Source organism: Nocardia sp. alder85J (genome assembly GCF_020176955.2).
Lineage (GTDB): Bacteria > Actinomycetota > Actinomycetes > Mycobacteriales > Mycobacteriaceae > Nocardia.
Genome location: NZ_JAIUCZ020000015.1, coordinates 44,880 through 59,791 on the forward strand (window position 1 = coordinate 44,880; position 14,912 = coordinate 59,791).

Annotated in this window: 15 protein-coding genes; 8 read left to right on the forward strand and 7 right to left on the reverse strand. The window is 70.9% G+C overall.

The features are described from left to right. Window positions 1-107: 107 nt before the first annotated feature. Window positions 108-1,100 (forward strand): GNAT family N-acetyltransferase, encoded by a 993-nt coding sequence (locus LBW94_RS39705; RefSeq protein WP_225057957.1) that lies wholly within the window; start codon window positions 108-110, stop codon window positions 1,098-1,100. 248 nt (window positions 1,101-1,348) lie between these two features. After that, the gene (locus LBW94_RS39710; protein ID WP_225057958.1) at window positions 1,349-2,011 is read left to right on the forward strand and encodes a class I SAM-dependent methyltransferase; all 663 of its coding nucleotides are present in this window, start codon (window positions 1,349-1,351) and stop codon (window positions 2,009-2,011) included. Here LBW94_RS39710 and LBW94_RS39715 read toward each other — a convergent pair. Then, complete coding sequence (locus LBW94_RS39715; RefSeq protein ID WP_225057959.1) at window positions 2,001-2,666, reverse strand: TetR family transcriptional regulator; 666 nt, start codon at window positions 2,664-2,666, stop codon at window positions 2,001-2,003. The two genes, LBW94_RS39710 and LBW94_RS39715, sit on opposite strands and share 11 nt — an antisense overlap. A gap of 97 nt (window positions 2,667-2,763) precedes the next feature. Beyond that, a complete protein-coding gene (locus tag LBW94_RS39720; RefSeq protein ID WP_225057960.1) occupies window positions 2,764-3,552 on the reverse strand; it encodes an SDR family NAD(P)-dependent oxidoreductase in 789 nt (262 codons plus the stop codon). A gap of 162 nt (window positions 3,553-3,714) precedes the next feature. Here LBW94_RS39720 and LBW94_RS39725 point away from each other — a divergent pair, with 162 nt between their 5' ends. The 3 genes from LBW94_RS39725 to LBW94_RS39735 all read left to right on the forward strand — a co-directional run bounded on the left by LBW94_RS39725 (window position 3,715) and on the right by LBW94_RS39735 (window position 7,136). Further along, a complete protein-coding gene (locus tag LBW94_RS39725; RefSeq protein WP_225057961.1) occupies window positions 3,715-4,677 on the forward strand; it encodes a PDR/VanB family oxidoreductase in 963 nt (320 codons plus the stop codon). Between the two features lie 96 nt (window positions 4,678-4,773). Next, on the forward strand, window positions 4,774-6,291 hold the full coding sequence (locus tag LBW94_RS39730) for a class I adenylate-forming enzyme family protein (RefSeq protein ID WP_225057962.1): 1,518 nt from the start codon (window positions 4,774-4,776) through the stop codon (window positions 6,289-6,291). A gap of 5 nt (window positions 6,292-6,296) precedes the next feature. Further along, window positions 6,297-7,136, forward strand: coding sequence for an enoyl-CoA hydratase-related protein (locus LBW94_RS39735; protein WP_416277047.1), 840 nt, complete (start codon window positions 6,297-6,299; stop codon window positions 7,134-7,136). Between the two features lie 60 nt (window positions 7,137-7,196). On the opposite strand, the gene LBW94_RS39740 is transcribed toward LBW94_RS39735, so the two are convergent. The 4 genes from LBW94_RS39740 to LBW94_RS39755 all read right to left on the reverse strand — a co-directional run bounded on the left by LBW94_RS39740 (window position 7,197) and on the right by LBW94_RS39755 (window position 10,911). After that, window positions 7,197-7,772 (reverse strand): TetR/AcrR family transcriptional regulator, encoded by a 576-nt coding sequence (locus tag LBW94_RS39740; protein WP_225057964.1) that lies wholly within the window; start codon window positions 7,770-7,772, stop codon window positions 7,197-7,199. Between the two features lie 4 nt (window positions 7,773-7,776). Then, complete coding sequence (locus LBW94_RS39745; RefSeq protein ID WP_225057965.1) at window positions 7,777-9,222, reverse strand: MFS transporter; 1,446 nt, start codon at window positions 9,220-9,222, stop codon at window positions 7,777-7,779. A gap of 137 nt (window positions 9,223-9,359) precedes the next feature. Further along, on the reverse strand, window positions 9,360-9,893 hold the full coding sequence (locus LBW94_RS39750; RefSeq protein ID WP_225057966.1) for an HtaA domain-containing protein: 534 nt from the start codon (window positions 9,891-9,893) through the stop codon (window positions 9,360-9,362). Between the two features lie 199 nt (window positions 9,894-10,092). After that, the gene (locus LBW94_RS39755) at window positions 10,093-10,911 is read right to left on the reverse strand and encodes a mycofactocin-coupled SDR family oxidoreductase (protein ID WP_225057997.1); all 819 of its coding nucleotides are present in this window, start codon (window positions 10,909-10,911) and stop codon (window positions 10,093-10,095) included. Between the two features lie 506 nt (window positions 10,912-11,417). Between LBW94_RS39755 and LBW94_RS39760 the strand changes: the two genes are divergently transcribed. After that, window positions 11,418-11,783 carry a DsrE family protein gene (locus LBW94_RS39760; RefSeq protein ID WP_225057967.1) on the forward strand — a complete coding sequence of 122 codons (366 nt, stop codon included), beginning with the start codon at window positions 11,418-11,420 and terminating at the stop codon, window positions 11,781-11,783. 46 nt (window positions 11,784-11,829) lie between these two features. On the opposite strand, the gene LBW94_RS39765 is transcribed toward LBW94_RS39760, so the two are convergent. Further along, window positions 11,830-13,389, reverse strand: a complete 1,560-nt coding sequence (locus LBW94_RS39765) for an HD domain-containing phosphohydrolase (RefSeq protein WP_225057968.1) — start codon at window positions 13,387-13,389, stop codon at window positions 11,830-11,832. A gap of 116 nt (window positions 13,390-13,505) precedes the next feature. On the opposite strand from LBW94_RS39765, the gene LBW94_RS39770 reads away from it, so the two are divergent. Continuing rightward, window positions 13,506-14,144: an ArsR/SmtB family transcription factor gene (locus LBW94_RS39770; protein ID WP_225057969.1), complete on the forward strand. Its 639-nt coding sequence runs from the start codon at window positions 13,506-13,508 to the stop codon at window positions 14,142-14,144. A 2-nt stretch (window positions 14,145-14,146) separates the two neighbouring features. Continuing rightward, on the forward strand, window positions 14,147-14,881 hold the full coding sequence (locus tag LBW94_RS39775) for an SRPBCC family protein (protein ID WP_225057970.1): 735 nt from the start codon (window positions 14,147-14,149) through the stop codon (window positions 14,879-14,881). Window positions 14,882-14,912 lie beyond the last annotated feature (31 nt).

Genomic DNA, 14,912 nt, shown 5'->3' on the forward strand with positions numbered 1-14,912 from the left:
CCGGCGTGTGAACCGGGTGATTGGTCATATCAGCCTGAGCTGTCCGTATACACTTCTAAATCTAACTCATGTAGATTTATGTTGTAAACCGGTGATGGGGAGAGGCGATGATCTGCTACGCGTGGCGCGATCGGCTCGACGGCGAGGATCGCGCCGCCGCCGAACAGCTGGTGACCGAGGCCGCGGCCTACGACGCCGACGCCGGGTTCGCGGTGCTCGACACCCGTGACGTGCGCGCGGTCGCCGCGGCCGGGACCCGGGTGTGGCATCTGCCGATCAAGGCCCGCAAGGATCTGCGCGGCGGCGCCGACGCGCCGATGGTGCTGGTGGCCTACCTGCGGCTGACCGTGGACGAGGACGGCCAGGGCACCGTCGGCTACACCGTGCACCCCGGCTACCGCTCGCGCGGCGTCACCACCCAACTGGTCGAGGAGCTCGGCCTGGAGGTGTCCGTCCCCGGCGGCTGGCAGGGCACCGGCGCCACCGCGCTGCGCTGCTGGGCCTTCGGCAGCCACCCCGCCGCGCAACGCCTGACCAGGCGGTTCGGCATTGCGGCGGTGGCCCGGCTGTGGACGCTGCTGCGCCATCTGACCGGGCCGTTCGCCATGCCGCTGGACGACGACCCGCTACCGGCCGGATACGAGCTGAGCGAACCGCTGGACCTCGCCGATCCCGGCGTCGCCGCCCGGATCGAGGCCCTGGCCGGGCAGGCCGCGCTGACGTCGGCCCAGGCCGATCGCTTCGCGGAGGATGTCGCCGACCGGCACGGCTCGGCCCTGATCGCCACCCATGACGGCAAGGACGCCGGATTCGCCTGGTTCGATCCGGCGGTACTCCCGCACGCGGAATGGTCGGCGGGCTGGGTGCGCGCCCTGATGGTCGATCCGGCGGCGCGCGGCGCGGGCCTCGGCGCGGCGCTGCTGACCCGCGCCCTGCACGCCGTCGCGGCCGGCGGCGCCCAGGTGGCGCTGCTGCGCGTCGACCCCGACAACCGTGCGGCGGTCCGGATGTGCCGGTTGCGCTCCTTCGAACAGGACGAGGCGCACGCCTGCTACCAACTCGGCGAGTGGGACGACCCGCCGGTGTTCGCTCGCCCCTGACCGCAGAGCGCGATCGGCCCGGCCGATCGGCGAGCGCCGCCACCCGGTCGAATTCGTGCGGGCCGACCATGGTCGGCACGGCCCGGCCTGATTGTGTCCTGCATGGCCGATCTGTCCAGCCCGGCCCCGATCGCGCGGGATTCCCGCGTGGTGGCCGCGGACCCGCCTGCCGCGCGTACTCGGGCGGTTTCCCGCGACGGGTGTGACTCGGGCCACATGATCGTGCCGTTCGGCGTAGCGTGGACTGTGTGACAAGTGGCGTCGTCCCGGTGGTTGCGGCGCAGGGCTCCGGCCGGTGGACCAGGGCTTTCGCGGCGCTGTACGACCCGTTGCTCTGGCTGGGCGAGCGGGCCGGGATGGGGACTCGTCGGCGAAATCTGCTCGGCCGGGCGCGGGGGCGGACCGTCGAACTCGGCAGCGGTACCGGCCTCAATCTGGCGTACTACCCCGTCGATCTCGACGAGTTGATCCTCACCGAACCGGAGGCCGCGATGCGGGTGCGGTCGGCCCGGAGGCTGCACGGCAGCGGGGTCCGCGCGCGGGTGCTCGACGCCTCGGCGGAACACCTGCCGTTCGCGGACGGAACCGTGGACACGGTCGTCTCGACGCTGGTGCTGTGTACCGTCGACGAACCCGATCCGGTGTTGCGGGAGGTCGAGCGGGTACTGCGGCCCGGCGGCCGGCTGCTGTTCCTCGAGCACGTGCGGTCCGAGTCGCCGCGGCTGGCCGCGTGGCAGGACCGGCTCGCCCGGCCGTGGCGCCGGTTCGCGGAGGGCTGCCACTGCAACCGCGACACCCTCGAGCGGATCCGGGCGTGCGGGCTGGAGATCGAAGAGGTACGGAAGATGTCGTGGCGGGGTATGCCGCCGATCGTCCGGCCGCTGATCACCGGCACGGCGATCAGGAAGTGAGCCGGCGTCCCTGGGCGGTGGGCTGTGCCGCGGGGAGTTCCGCGTCCCGCACCACGCCGTACAGGAAGCTGCGGATCATCTCCTCGTACAGCCGTTTGGACGTGCGGTCGTTGGCCGCCAGGGCGCGCGCCAGCGCCGGCTGGGAGGCCGGGTCGACGTTCGGGAAGATGGTGGCGCGGCTGCCGGGGGAGCGGACCGCCTCGGTGAGCACGGCCCCCAGCGACAGCCGTTCCATGCCGTCCAGGATCTGCACGTGCAGCTCCTCCGGGACGCCGGAAGCGGCGAGGAACTCGGCGGCCTCCTCGTAGCGGCGCAGCAGCACCGTGCGCGGCAGCGCTTGCAGCAGGATCGGCGCGGCGTTGCGGTGGCGCAGGATGCCCGTCCGGAAGTTCAGGCCCAGGGTGACGAAGTACTCCGGCCAGTCGGGCCCCGGCTTGCGGCGCGGCAGCGACACGTCGCCGATCACGTGCAGCGCCACCGCGGACATCAGCTCCGCCTTGTCCGCGAAGTGGTAGTACAGCGAAGGCGCCTGCACGCCCAGATGTTTCGCCAGGCGCGGGACGCTGAAGGCCTCCAGGCCCTCGGTGTCGATGATCTCCAATGCCGCTGCGACAGCGGCAGTTCGGCTGATCAAGGGTTTCGACGGTCGCGGCATGGCTCGCTCTCGTGACGGAGGCCCGGACTTCGGGCGGGGCAGGGCGGCTAATCTACGGTAATTCGGTAATCCTATCGGCCGGAGGGCTGATCGCGCGTCAATGCCCGGAGGTGCCGCCGTCCACGGCGATCGTCGATCCGGTGATGTAGGACGCGGCCCGCCCGGCCAGGAACACCACCGCGGCACCCACCTCCTGCATGGTCGCGGGCCGGCCCAGCGGGCAGCCGCGCAGGAATTCCGCGAGCGTCTCCGGCGGCATCTCGGAGATCATGTCGGTCTCCACGAAACCGGGTGCGACGGCGTTGACCCGGATGCCGCGCCGCCCTGACCACTGATTGGCGAGGTCCCGGGTCAGGCCGATCAGGCCCGCCTTGCTGGCCGAGTAGGCCGCCTGCGGCAGGATCGAGCCGATCAGGCCGAGCATGCTGGACACGTTCACGATCGCCGCGCCCGGTTGCATCACCCGCGACACCGACTGCGCCATCCAGTACGCGCCGAGCAGGTTGATGTCGAGCACCGCGCGGAAGTCGGCCGGCAGTTCCCGGCTCGCGGGCGCCACATGACTCACCCCGGCATTGTTGACCAGCACGTCGACCCGGCCGAACGCCGCTGTCGCGGCCAGCACCAGCGCATCGCATTCGGCGGGGTCGGTGACGTCGGTGGGCACCACCAGGGCGCGCCGGCCTAGCGCGCGCACCTCGGCGGCCACCTCGTCCAGCGGGCCGCGGCGGCGGCCCGCCACGACGATGTCGGCCCCGGCCTCGGCCAGCGACCGCGAGATCCCCGCCCCGAGGCCACTGCCGCCGCCGGTGACGATCGCGACCGAGTCGTCGAGCCGGAACAGGCTCAGCACGTCGCCGGCCGGGGGGCGCGCCGGGTTCACCATGATCCCATCCAATCTTCCCGAGATATCTAACGAGCATAGGTTTGAGGATCGAACCAGATGCAGAGCAACGAGTTCGAACTCGCGGGTTGCTTGTCATTAATCTATGGCCTTAAGATTTATAACAGCAAGTGGGACCCGGTTCGGGTGGTGAGAGGAGCCTTCATGGACGGATCTGGCGGGCCGGTCACGCGCCGGATGCGCGTGGTCGCCAAGACGGTGGTGGCCCGGGACGTCGTCGCGGTTCGGCTGGCCGAGCCCGACGGTGGCCCGGTTCCCGCCTGGACTCCGGGCGCGCATCTCGACCTCGTCCTCGACGCCGGGCTGATCAGGCAGTACTCGCTGTGCGGCGATCCGGCCGACGACCGCGAGCTGACCGTGGCGGTGCTGCGCGAGGCCGCGGGCCGCGGCGGGTCGATCCGGGTGCACGACAAGCTGGAGGAGGGCGACCTCGTCGAGGTCGGCGGGCCGCGCAACAACTTCGCGCTGGTCGACGCGCCCGGCTACCTGTTCGTCGCCGGTGGCATCGGGATCACCCCACTGCTGCCGATGATCGGCGCCGCCGCCGCCGCGGGTAGGCCCTGGCGGCTGCTGTACGGCGGCCGAACCCGGGCGAGCGTGGCCTTCGCCGGCGACCTGGCCGCCGCGCATCCGGACCGGGTGGCGATCCACCCGCGGGACGGCCACGGCCTGCTCGACCTCGAGGCGGCGCTGGCGGCGGCCGCGCCGGGGACCGCGGTGTACTGTTGCGGCCCGGAGCCGCTGTTGCAGGCGATCGAGGCGGCCGTGCGCGGCCACGCCGGTCTGACCCTGCACGTCGAGCGCTTCGCCCCCAAAGCGGTGGCCGCGACGACCGCCGACGGTGAGTTCGAGGTGGAGTCGGCCCGCTCGGGCACGGTCGTCACCGTGCCGGCGTCGGCCTCGATCCTCGACGCGCTGGAGGCCGCCGGGGTGCGGACCGAGTACTCCTGCCGCGAGGGCACCTGCGGTACCTGCGAGGTGGCGGTGCTGGCGGGCGTTCCCGACCATCGGGATTCCGTCCTCACCGAGGAGGAACAAGCCGCCGGGGACGTCATGATGCCCTGTGTCTCGCGCTGCCTGGGTGCCAGGCTGGTGCTGGACCTCTGAGTCGCTTAAACTACGGACATTAGATAAAAGGTGACGGGCGTCACGCTCGGTGCGACCTCCCGGCAACGCCGGATTCGACAAGGAAGTTGAGGAGAGATGGCAGCGACAATCGGATCCGCCCTGAGCTGGTGGGGTCGGGTGAAGGGGGATCGGACCGCGATCGTCGTGGACGGCGAGGAGCTGACCTACCGGCAGTTGCGGGACTGGTCGAGCCGCATCGCGCGCAACCTCGCCGAGCGCGGTATCGCCCCCGGTGACCGGGTCGGCGTGCTCGGCCCGAACTCGCTGACCTGGCCGGTCGTCGCGCTCGGCGTGATGAAGGCCGGTGCGGTGCTGGTGCCGCTGAACCCGCGGCTCAAGCCCGCCGAGCTGCGCAAGGTGCTCGACGACGCCGGCGCCCGCGTGGTCGCGCTGCCGGCCGGGTACGACGAGGTGATCGACGGGACGCTGGCCCTCGGCGACCCCTTCGACCGGATCGCCTTCACGGAACTGGAGACCCTGCGCACCGGCGGCGCCGACGACTTCCGCATCGACCTCGATCCGGACGAGCCGGCCGCGCTGCTGTTCACCAGCGGTTCCACCGGGCTGTCCAAGGGCGTGGTCTGCACCAACCGCACACTGCTGAACATCGTGTTCGAAGCCTCGCTGGTCGAGGAGGGCTTCTTCCCGGGCACCACCTCGCTGCTGGTGCTGCCGCTGGTGTTCACGCCGGGCCTGGTCTGGGGTCTGCTGATGGCCGTGGTGCTCGGCGGCACCATCGTGATCGAGCCCGAATTCGTGCCCGGCCGGGCGGCGAAGCTGGTCGCCGAGCGCCAGGTCCGGGCCATGTTCGGTGTCCCGCTGGTGTTCGAATCCATCTCGCGCACACCGGAATTCGAGGAAGCCGACATGAGTTCGGTGCGCACCGCCATCGTCGGCGGCGCCGCGGTGCCCGCCGCGCTGCTGGAACGCTGGGCCGAGAAGGGCGTGGCGTTGCGCCAGATCTACGGCATGACCGAGGCCGGCGGCGTCGCCACCGCGACCCTGGTCGAAGAGGCGGCCGACTTCCCGCAGTGGTGCGGCAGCGGCTCGATCTTCACCGAACTCCAGGTGGTGCGCGAGGACGGTTCCCCCGCCGCACCCGGTGAGGAGGGCGAGATCCTGCTGCGCGGTCCCGGCGTCACACCGGGCTACTGGAACGATCCCGAATCGACCGAGACCGCCTTCGCCGACGGCTGGCTGCACAGCGGTGATCTGGGCAAGCAGGACGAGGACGGCCGGTTGCAGTTCGTCGACCGGCTCAAGGATCTGATCATCACCGGCGGCATCAACATCTCGCCCGTGGAGCTGGAACGGGTGATCGGCCAGATCGAGGGCGTGGAGGAGGTCGCGGTCATCGCGGCCCGCGACGAGCGCTTCGGCGAGACCCCGGCGGCGATCGTGAAAGTGTCCGCCGGCGTGGACGAATCGCGCATCATCGAGCACTGCAATACCCAGGTGGCCGACTACAAGGTGCCGCGGTACGTGGTGATCCGGGACGAGCCGCTGCCCCGGCTGCCCAGCGGCAAATTGGCCAAGACCGCGATCCGGGCCGAATATCGCGATGTCGCGGACCGCTTCGAGAAGCTACGGTGACGGGGGTGACCCAGTCCGCGGAAAATCCGGTCGTCCTGTTCGAACGCCACGGTGAGATCGCCGTGCTCCGGTTGCATCGGCCCGAGCGGCTCAACGCCTTCACGGTGCAGATGCGCAAGGAGATCGAGGCGGCCTTCGACCGCACCGATGCCGACGACGAGGTCCGCGCGGTCGTGCTGACCGGCTCCGGGCGCGCCTATTGCGCGGGCGCCGATCTCGCCGCCGGCGGTGATACCTTCGTCGCGGAGTCCGCCGACGGCGCCGCGCCGCCGGACGAGGGCGGGCTCGCCTCGCTGCGGATCTACCGGTCGCACAAGCCGGTGGTGGTGGCGATCAACGGTCCCGCCGTCGGTGTCGGGGTGACCAGCACCCTGCCCGCCGATATCCGGATCGCTTCGGACACAGCCCGATTCGGCTTCGTGTTCACCCGCCGCGGGCTGGTGCCGGAGGCGTGCTCGTCCTGGTTCCTGCCGCGGATCGTCGGCATCGCCACCGCGCTGGAATGGACCCTGAGCGGCCGGATGATCGACGCGCAGGAGGCGCTGGCCAAGGGCCTGGTCCGCGAGGTGGTCCCGCAGGACCAGGTGCTGGATCGCGCGCTGGAGCTGGCGCGCGGGCTGGTGTCCGGCACCGCACCGGTCTCGGTGGCCCTGACCCGCCAGATGTTGTGGCGGATGCTCGGCGCCGAGGGCCCGGAGGTCGGGCACGCGGTGGAATCCCGCGGCATCTACGAGCGCGGCCGCGCCGCCGACGTCCAGGAGGGTGTCGACGCGTTCCTCGCCAAGCGCGACCCGAAGTTCACCGACCGGGTCTCCGACGGACTGCCGGACCTGTTCGGTCACTGAACCTTTCGCCGCACGTCGGTCGGGACCGCTGCTCCGGGTGGCCGTCTCGGCCGATGCCGTTCAGGGCCGCAGCGCCGCCATCACCAGTTCGGCGTAGCGGCGCCACTGCTCCGGGTCGCGGATGCCCAGGTCCAGCAGGATGCGGGCATAGCCGCCGACGAGGATGCGCAGGTCCGTCGCGGTGACGTCGGCGCGCACCTGGCCGCGTTCCCGGGCCGCGTCGATGATCCGTTGCAGCATCCGGTTGGATTCGGAATCGGTTTTGCGCGGGTCCTCGCGGGGGAGCACCTCGATGAGCAGCATCTGCTGGCGGGCCAGCCGTTCGGAGGCGTCGCCGACGAAATCGCGCAGAGCCGTATAGGGGTCGTCGTCCTCGGCGATCGCGGCCAGCCGGGTCCGCAGCCACTGCATCTCCTGGTCCGCGACGGCCCGGACCAGGTCGGCCTTGGTGGGGTAGCTGCGGTAGACGGTGGCCTTGCCCACCCCGGCGCGAGCCGCGACCTCCGGCACCGTCGCCTGTAATCCCTTCTCGGAGAAGACTTCCAGGGCGGCGGCGACGATGCGCTCGTGGTTGCGGCGGGCGTCCGCGCGGCGGTCGGACCAGTCGGCGGGGGTAGGCGTGGCCGGCGAGGACATGACCTCAGCCTGCCCGAACACCGTCCGCGTCGGATACGGGGGCCGGTGCGGGAAGGTCGGCTCCGCGGCGCTCGCGGGGGATCAGCAGGGCGGCCACGGCCGCGCAGGCCGTGGCGCCGGCGCCGATCCAGAACGCCTCGGTGAACGCCGAATCCGTGGGCAGCGGGCTGAGCGCGGTGACGCTGCCGGCAAGCACGGTCGCCGCGACCTGGGAGCCGATCGACGAGCCGACCGAACGCACCAGCGCGTTGACGCCGGTCGCCTGGCCGGTCGCATCCGGCGGCACCGCGCCGACGATGAGATTCGGCACCGCCGCCATGCCCAGGCCGATACCGCCGAACACGACCGCGGACAGCGCGAGCACCACCCATTTGTCGTGGTGCACGCCCGCGAGCACGGCCAGTCCGGCCACCGCGACGAGCAGCCCCACCACCAGCGGGGTGCGAGCGCCGAAGCGCAGCCCGAACGCGCCTGCCGCGCCGCCGGTCACCAGCATCACCAGGCAGGCGGGCAGCAACAGCAGACCGGCGCCGGTGGCGGTCATGCCGAATCCGTAGCCGGTGGCCGCCGGGGTCTCGGCGATCTGCGGGATGAGCACGAACGCGCCGAACATGCCGAAGCCGATCAGCGCCGTGGCGACATTGGTGCCCAGCACCACCGGGCGGGCCAGCAGCCGCACGTTCACCAGCGGTTCGGCGGTGCGGTTCTCGAACCAGGCGAACACCACCAGCACCAGCAGGCCGGCGGCGATCAGGCCGAGGGTGCGCGCGTCGGCCCAGCCCCATTTCGTGGTGCGGGTCAGCGCGATCAGCGGTGCGGTGAGCCCGACCGCGAGCAGCAGCGCGCCGATCAGATCCACCCGGCCGGGGGTGCGGGTGGCGGATTCCGGCAGCCGCAGCGTGCCCAGTGCGGAGAGGCCGGCCATGATCGCACCGGCCCAGAAGATCCAGCGCCAGGAGGCGTGGTCCAGCAACAGGCCACCCATCAGCAACCCGCCGCCCGCGCCGATGCCCGCGATCGCGGAGATCAGCCCGAGCGCCCCGGGCCGCCGCTCGGCGGGGAAGGCGTCGCTGATGATGCCGAAGCACAGCGGGAACACCATGCTGCCCGCACCCTGCACCACCCGGGCCGCGACCAGCACCCAGATGCTGCCCGACAGCGCGGCGACGACACTGCCCACGGTGAATCCGGCCAGGGCCAGCGCCAGGACGCGGCGCTTGCCGAACATGTCACCGAGGCGGCCGCCGACCGGGGTCAGGATCGCCGCGGACACCAGATAGCCGGTCAGCACCCAGGAGACGTTCTCCGAGGAGGTGTGCAGCGCCTTGGTCAGCTGGCCGAGACCGGGCACCACCGCCGTCTGCGCGAGCGAATAGGCGCCCGCCGCCACCGCCAGGACCAGCAGACCGCCGCCTCCGGCCTGCTCCCGCCCCGCATCCCGACCGTTCATCGGATCGCCCGCCTTCCGCGCACCAAGTGGACCCAGGGGTCCGTTTATGAGCCCATTGGATCACAACCGGACCCTGAGGTCCACCTTCGGTGATGCGAATTACCTTGGCGCGGCGCCGGTTCGGGGCGCGGTCGCGGTCAGTTCGCAGCGGTGATGGTCAGGGGCGCGAATGGCTCCCCGGCCTGGTAGACGTCACCGAACATCGGCACGCCCTCCGGGGTGAGCTGGACGTCGGTCGCCTCCCAGCGCAGCCGGCTCGGCTCGGTGACCGGCTCGGCGAGGGTGAAGGTGACCAGCCGGACGTCGCTGCCCGAGGCCGGATCGGGGGCGATCAACTCGCCGCTGTCGCCGCGCAGCACGATCCGCGGCGCGGTGATCCGCACGTACAGCATGCCCATGTGGGCGGTGAAGCAGACGTCGCCGCCGAAGGTGAACACGCGGTCGGCGCCGGTGTCGGCCGGTGACTCCCGTTCGTCGAGCGGGAACAGCAGCTCGTTGCGGTCGGTGATGCCGGCGCCGGCATTGAGGTAGCCGCGACCGTCGGGGGTGTTCGAGACGTACGACAGGAAGCTGGGCTTGATACCCCAGCGCAGCCCGTGGAAGGGCGCGTCACCGGAGCTGGGGGTGGGAGCGGAGGCCGTCTCGGCATCGGGTAGTTCGCTGGAGGTCACCTGGCCATCATCCCCGGAAAATGCCATATGAAATAGAGGAGAGCTTTATTCTGCTGCCTGCGAATCTGCGTTCTACCCTTTACTGCTGATTTGCGCACCACCCGGCACCGGTCCCGGCCACCGCCGCCGGATCGACGCTTTCCGGCCCGCCGCCGGTGGTGGATTCGATCACCACCCGCGGCAGGTGGGCCGGGCGAGGCTACCGCTTGTTGAGCTGGCCCGCGTCGACGGGAATGACCGAGCCGGTGACGTAGCGGGCATCGTCGGACACCAGCCATACGATGGCATTGGAGACGTCGACCGGTTCCACCAGATCGACGGGCATCGCATTGGACAGGGCGTGGGCCAGGGCGGGGGAGCGTTCCAGGATGGCGCTGAGGTTGCCGTCGCCGGCCATCGGGGTCCGCACCGCGGTCGGGGCCACACTGTTGACCCGGATATTGTGCGGGGCAAGGTAGTTGGCCCACGACCGCATCAGCCCGATGACGCCGTGCTTGGCGGCGGTGTAACCCAGGAAGCCCGCGGTGGGGATGCCGACGCCGGCCATCCCGCCGGTGGAGCTGGTCAGCACCACGGCCCCGCCCTGCTTGCGTTCCAGCATCGAGGGGATCGCGACCCGGCCGGTGTTCCACACCCCGGTCAGGTTGACGCCGATCACCTCGTCCCATTCCTGCTCCTCCGCGACGGTCGCGCCACCGGCGCCGATACCGGCGTTGGCCAGCACGATGTCGACCGGCCCGAGTTCGGCGGTGCCGTCCTCGAACGCCTTGCGCAGGGCGGCGACATCCCGGACATCGGCCTGCCGGGCCACGATCCGGCGGCCGAGCGCCTCGACCGCCGCGACGGTCTCCTCGAGTTCGTCGCCGGTGCCCATCGGGTATCGCACGGATTCCAGTTGGGCGCAGATGTCCAGGGCGATGATGTCCGCGCCCTCCTCCGCCAGTCGGACCGCGTGGCTGCGGCCCTGACCACGGGCGGCTCCGGTGATGAAGGCGACTTTGCCGTCCAGCTTTCCCATGATGTCGATCTCCAATCCTGTGGAATCCCTTGCGATTCCGCAGATCGGGCACAAAGTAGCATCGCGTGCGGGGTGGTCCGCGGAATTCGGCAGGATCGTCTGCGGGCCAAGGGGATTGCGCGGGGCGCGCGCGGACCCGGTCGCCCCGAACGGACCTGGGCAATCCGATGAAAACGAAGACATGTGGGCTGGCGACAGTAGAATAACGTTCCCATGAGAGTTGAACGCGGTATCGCGAGATTCCGCAGGTGTTCGGTGTGATCGCGGCTACGTGCTGACCTTCTGGACGATGAGCGGCACCGCGGTGGCGGCCCTCGTCATCGCCGCGCTGATGCGCCACGGCCGCAGCCCGAGTTCCGCCGGGGTCACCTCGCGGTGGCACCGTTCACATCTGGCAAACAAATGTTTTACATGGCCGAGTATTCATTCTGTGCCTGTATCTGGATCGTGAAGATGGGGAAGTTGACCCATGCGGCGACAGGCCCTCGCCGCCGATGCTCGTAGGTATGACGAGCAAAGCAGTGGTGAGCCTGATCACCGGGCTGGAAGATACGGAAAAGGTGACCGTGGCGTTCCTGGTAGCGCTGGGCGCCGCCGAGCACGGACGGTCCACACTCATGTTCCTGACCAAGGAAGCGGTGCGGCTGGCGACCGGGGAGGTGGCGCAGGGTGTGGCCTGCGAGGGCTGCCCGCCGCTGCCCGAACTGGTGGCGCGGTTCCGTGCCGCCGGTGGCCGGATGCTGGTGTGCCCCATCTGTTTCGATGCCCGGCACCTCGCGAAGGACACCCTGGCGAGCAACGCCGAACTCGGCGGCACGGTACAGCTGTGGCAATGGATCGGCGAGGACAACGTCACCGCCTTCAGCTACTGAGATCCTCAACGCGCGAGCGCGTCGCCGCCGATCCGGCGGTCGCGGATCATGTGCTCGGGGTGCCGGTCTCGCCGATGAGGCCGTGTTCGGCGGCGAACAGGCTGGCCAGGGCGCGGTTCGTGGTGCCGGTCTTGGCGTAGATGTGCTCGACGTGATGCCCCGCGGTCCGGCGGGAGATGACCAGCGCTTCGGCGATCTCCCGATTCGACAGGCCGCGGGCCAGCAGGCGCAGCACCTCCACCTCGCGGTCGCTGAGTCCGGCGGGCCAGGTGCGGCGGCGACCGCCACGGTGACCGGCGGCCCTCAGCACGGCGGCGGCCGCGTCGCCGTCGAGGCGGCCGTGCCGTACCTCGGCCCGCAGCAGGGTGGCGGCCTCGGCGGCGGGGGCGGCGGCCCGGTGCGGCCGGGGCTCGGTCCGGGAGTGGTAGAAGTCGGCGGCGGCCAGCACCCGGCCCTCGATACCGATTGCGGCGCCGGACAATCCGCGCGGATAGCCGGACCCGTCCAGCCGTTCGTGATGCTGCACGGCGATCTCGGCCAGCGGCGCCAGCGCGGGGGAGCGGGCGAGCATCCGCTCGGTCAGGTACGGGTGCAGGCGAATTCGCTCCTGCTCGATGTGGTTCAGCGTGGCGTGCTTGTCCCAGATGGCATTCGACACCCCGAGCCGGCCCAGATCGTGCACCAGTCCGGCCCGGCGCACCAGCGCCGCCGTCGCCAGGCCCAGCGTCTCGGCGGCGGCCCCGGCCAGTTCCGCGACGCCGCGCGAATGGCCGATCGTATAGGGCGATTTGACGTCGGTGAAGTCGGCGATGGCGGCCAGCGCGGAGTCCAGTTCGGGATCGGTCAGCCGGGCGCCCAGGGCCGGTTCGGCCGCGATGACGGTGTCCCAGCTGTCGATCCCGTCCAGATCGGCGAAGATCGCCTCGGCTTCGGCCGCGAAGAGTTCGACCACCGCCGGATCGAACTGGGTGCCGGCGCGAGCGCGCGCCACCTCGACGGCCGCCGCGGTGCCCGCGGCCCGGTGGAACACCTCGACCACGTCGGCCAGGTTCACCAGCCGGGCGGGCAGCGAAAGATCCTCGCCGCGTATGCCTTTCGGTGCGCCCCGGCCGTCCCATCGTTCGAAGGTCTGCTCCACCCCGTCGCGCACCCGCTGGTCCAGGCCGAGCCGCATCGCGAGATGGTCGGAGGCCCGCCAGTGGTTGTCCAGCAGGGAATCGGCCACCCGGCGGCCGTCGCCGAGGAATCCGACGCCGAGCCGGATCCGTTCGGCCGGTGGCCTTCCCGCGCCGAGATGCCGGAGCACGAACATCCGCTCGGCGGTCGTGGAGGCCATGTCGGTGCCGCGGAAATCGCCCTTGAACACCAGATCGTCACCGAACCACTTGGCCTGCTCGTAGGCGTCCACATGGCAGCCCACCCAGGAGATCAGCCCGGTGTAGTAGACCACCTCGCGGTCGGACTCGCTCAGGCCCAGCCGCTGCGCCAGCCGTAACGCGATCAGGCACTGCCGCAGGACATGTTCCATCGGCTGACCCATACCCAGGTCGCTCGCCAGCGACAGGACGGCCAGAAGTTCGGCGAGACGGACCCGTGTGCGATCCACGCTCCGACTATAGATTCCGCGTTGCCACCGGGTCGCCCCGAGCCGTCGCGTCGCCCCGAGTCTCCGACAATTAGTCTTGTCTTGACAAAAAAATTTGTCGGTAGCATGCTGGGGCCGTGCTCGACGTCGCAGTGATCGAAGAACCCGCCGCGGCCGAGGCGTCCCTGGACCCGATCCGGTCCCGGATCCTCGCCGCCCTGTCCGAACCCGGCTCGGCCGCCATGCTCGCCGCCCGGTTGGAGCTGCCCCGGCAGAAGGTGAACTACCACCTCAAGGAGCTGGAGCGGCACGGGCTGGTGGAGCTCGAGGCGGAGCGGCGCAAGGGCAATGTCACCGAGCGGGTGTACCGCGCCACCGCCACCTCCTATGTCATCTCGCCCGCCGCCCTGGCCGCGGTCTGCCCCGACCCCGCCCGCGCGCCCGATCAGCTCTCGGCCCGCTGGCTGCTGGCGCTGGGGGCCCGGCTGGTGCAGGAGGTCGGCGCGTTGCTGACCGGCGCGGCCCGGGCGCAGCGGCGGGTCGCCACCTTCGGCATCGATGCGGAGGTACGGTTCGCGTCCGCGGCCGACCGCGCCGCCTTCGCCGAGGAGCTGGCGAATGCGGTGACCACCCTGGTCGGCCGCTATCACGACGAGTCCACCGCCGGTGGCCGCACCCACCGGGTGGTCGTCGGGCTGCACCAGATACCCGGAACGCCGCCCGGCGGCGGCGATTCCGCACCGGAAACCGGAACCGAAGCAGGACAGGAGAATTGACGATGGCGCATCCGTTCGAGATCGAACTGGAGACGACGCTGCCGGCGAGCCCGGACCAGGTCTGGGCGGCGATCGCGACCGGGCCGGGGATCGACTCCTGGTTCATGGGCCGCAACGAGGTGGAGCCGCGGGCGGGCGGTGTCGTCGCCATGGAGACCGGCGGCCACCGCGAGGAGGCGGTGATCACCGCGTACGAGCCCGGCAAACGACTGGCCACCCGCTCGGGCACCACGGACGACGGCCGGTTCATGGCCTTCGAATATCTCGTCGAGGGCCGCGACCAGAGCAGTACGGTGCTGCGCGTCGTCCACAGCGGCATGCTCGGCGACGACTGGCAGGACGAGTACGACGCCCTGCGCCGCGGCTGGCCGTTCCACCTGCACACCCTCGGCGAGTATCTGGCGCACTTCCCCGGCCGCACCGGTGTGCCCGTCTTCGCCGCCGCCCCCGGCCCGTCGGCCGCCGCTATCCGCGCGGCGTTCGTGCGCGGGCTGTCGTTGCCGGATCCCGTCGTCGTCGGTACACCCGTCCATGCCGAGCCGGCGGGCCTGCCGCCGCTGGACGGCGAGGTGGTCTGGTCGGACGACGAGCGCATCGCGATCCGCACCGCCGGCGGCCTCTACAGCTTCCACCAGGGCTTCACCGGCCTGGCCCTGATGTTCCACCACCTGTTCGGCCCGGACACCGACGGCGCCGAAACCGCCTGGCAGCACTGGCTGACCGGCCTGCTCGCCTGACCGGATGACCATGTGCTGCCGCGCATTCCGG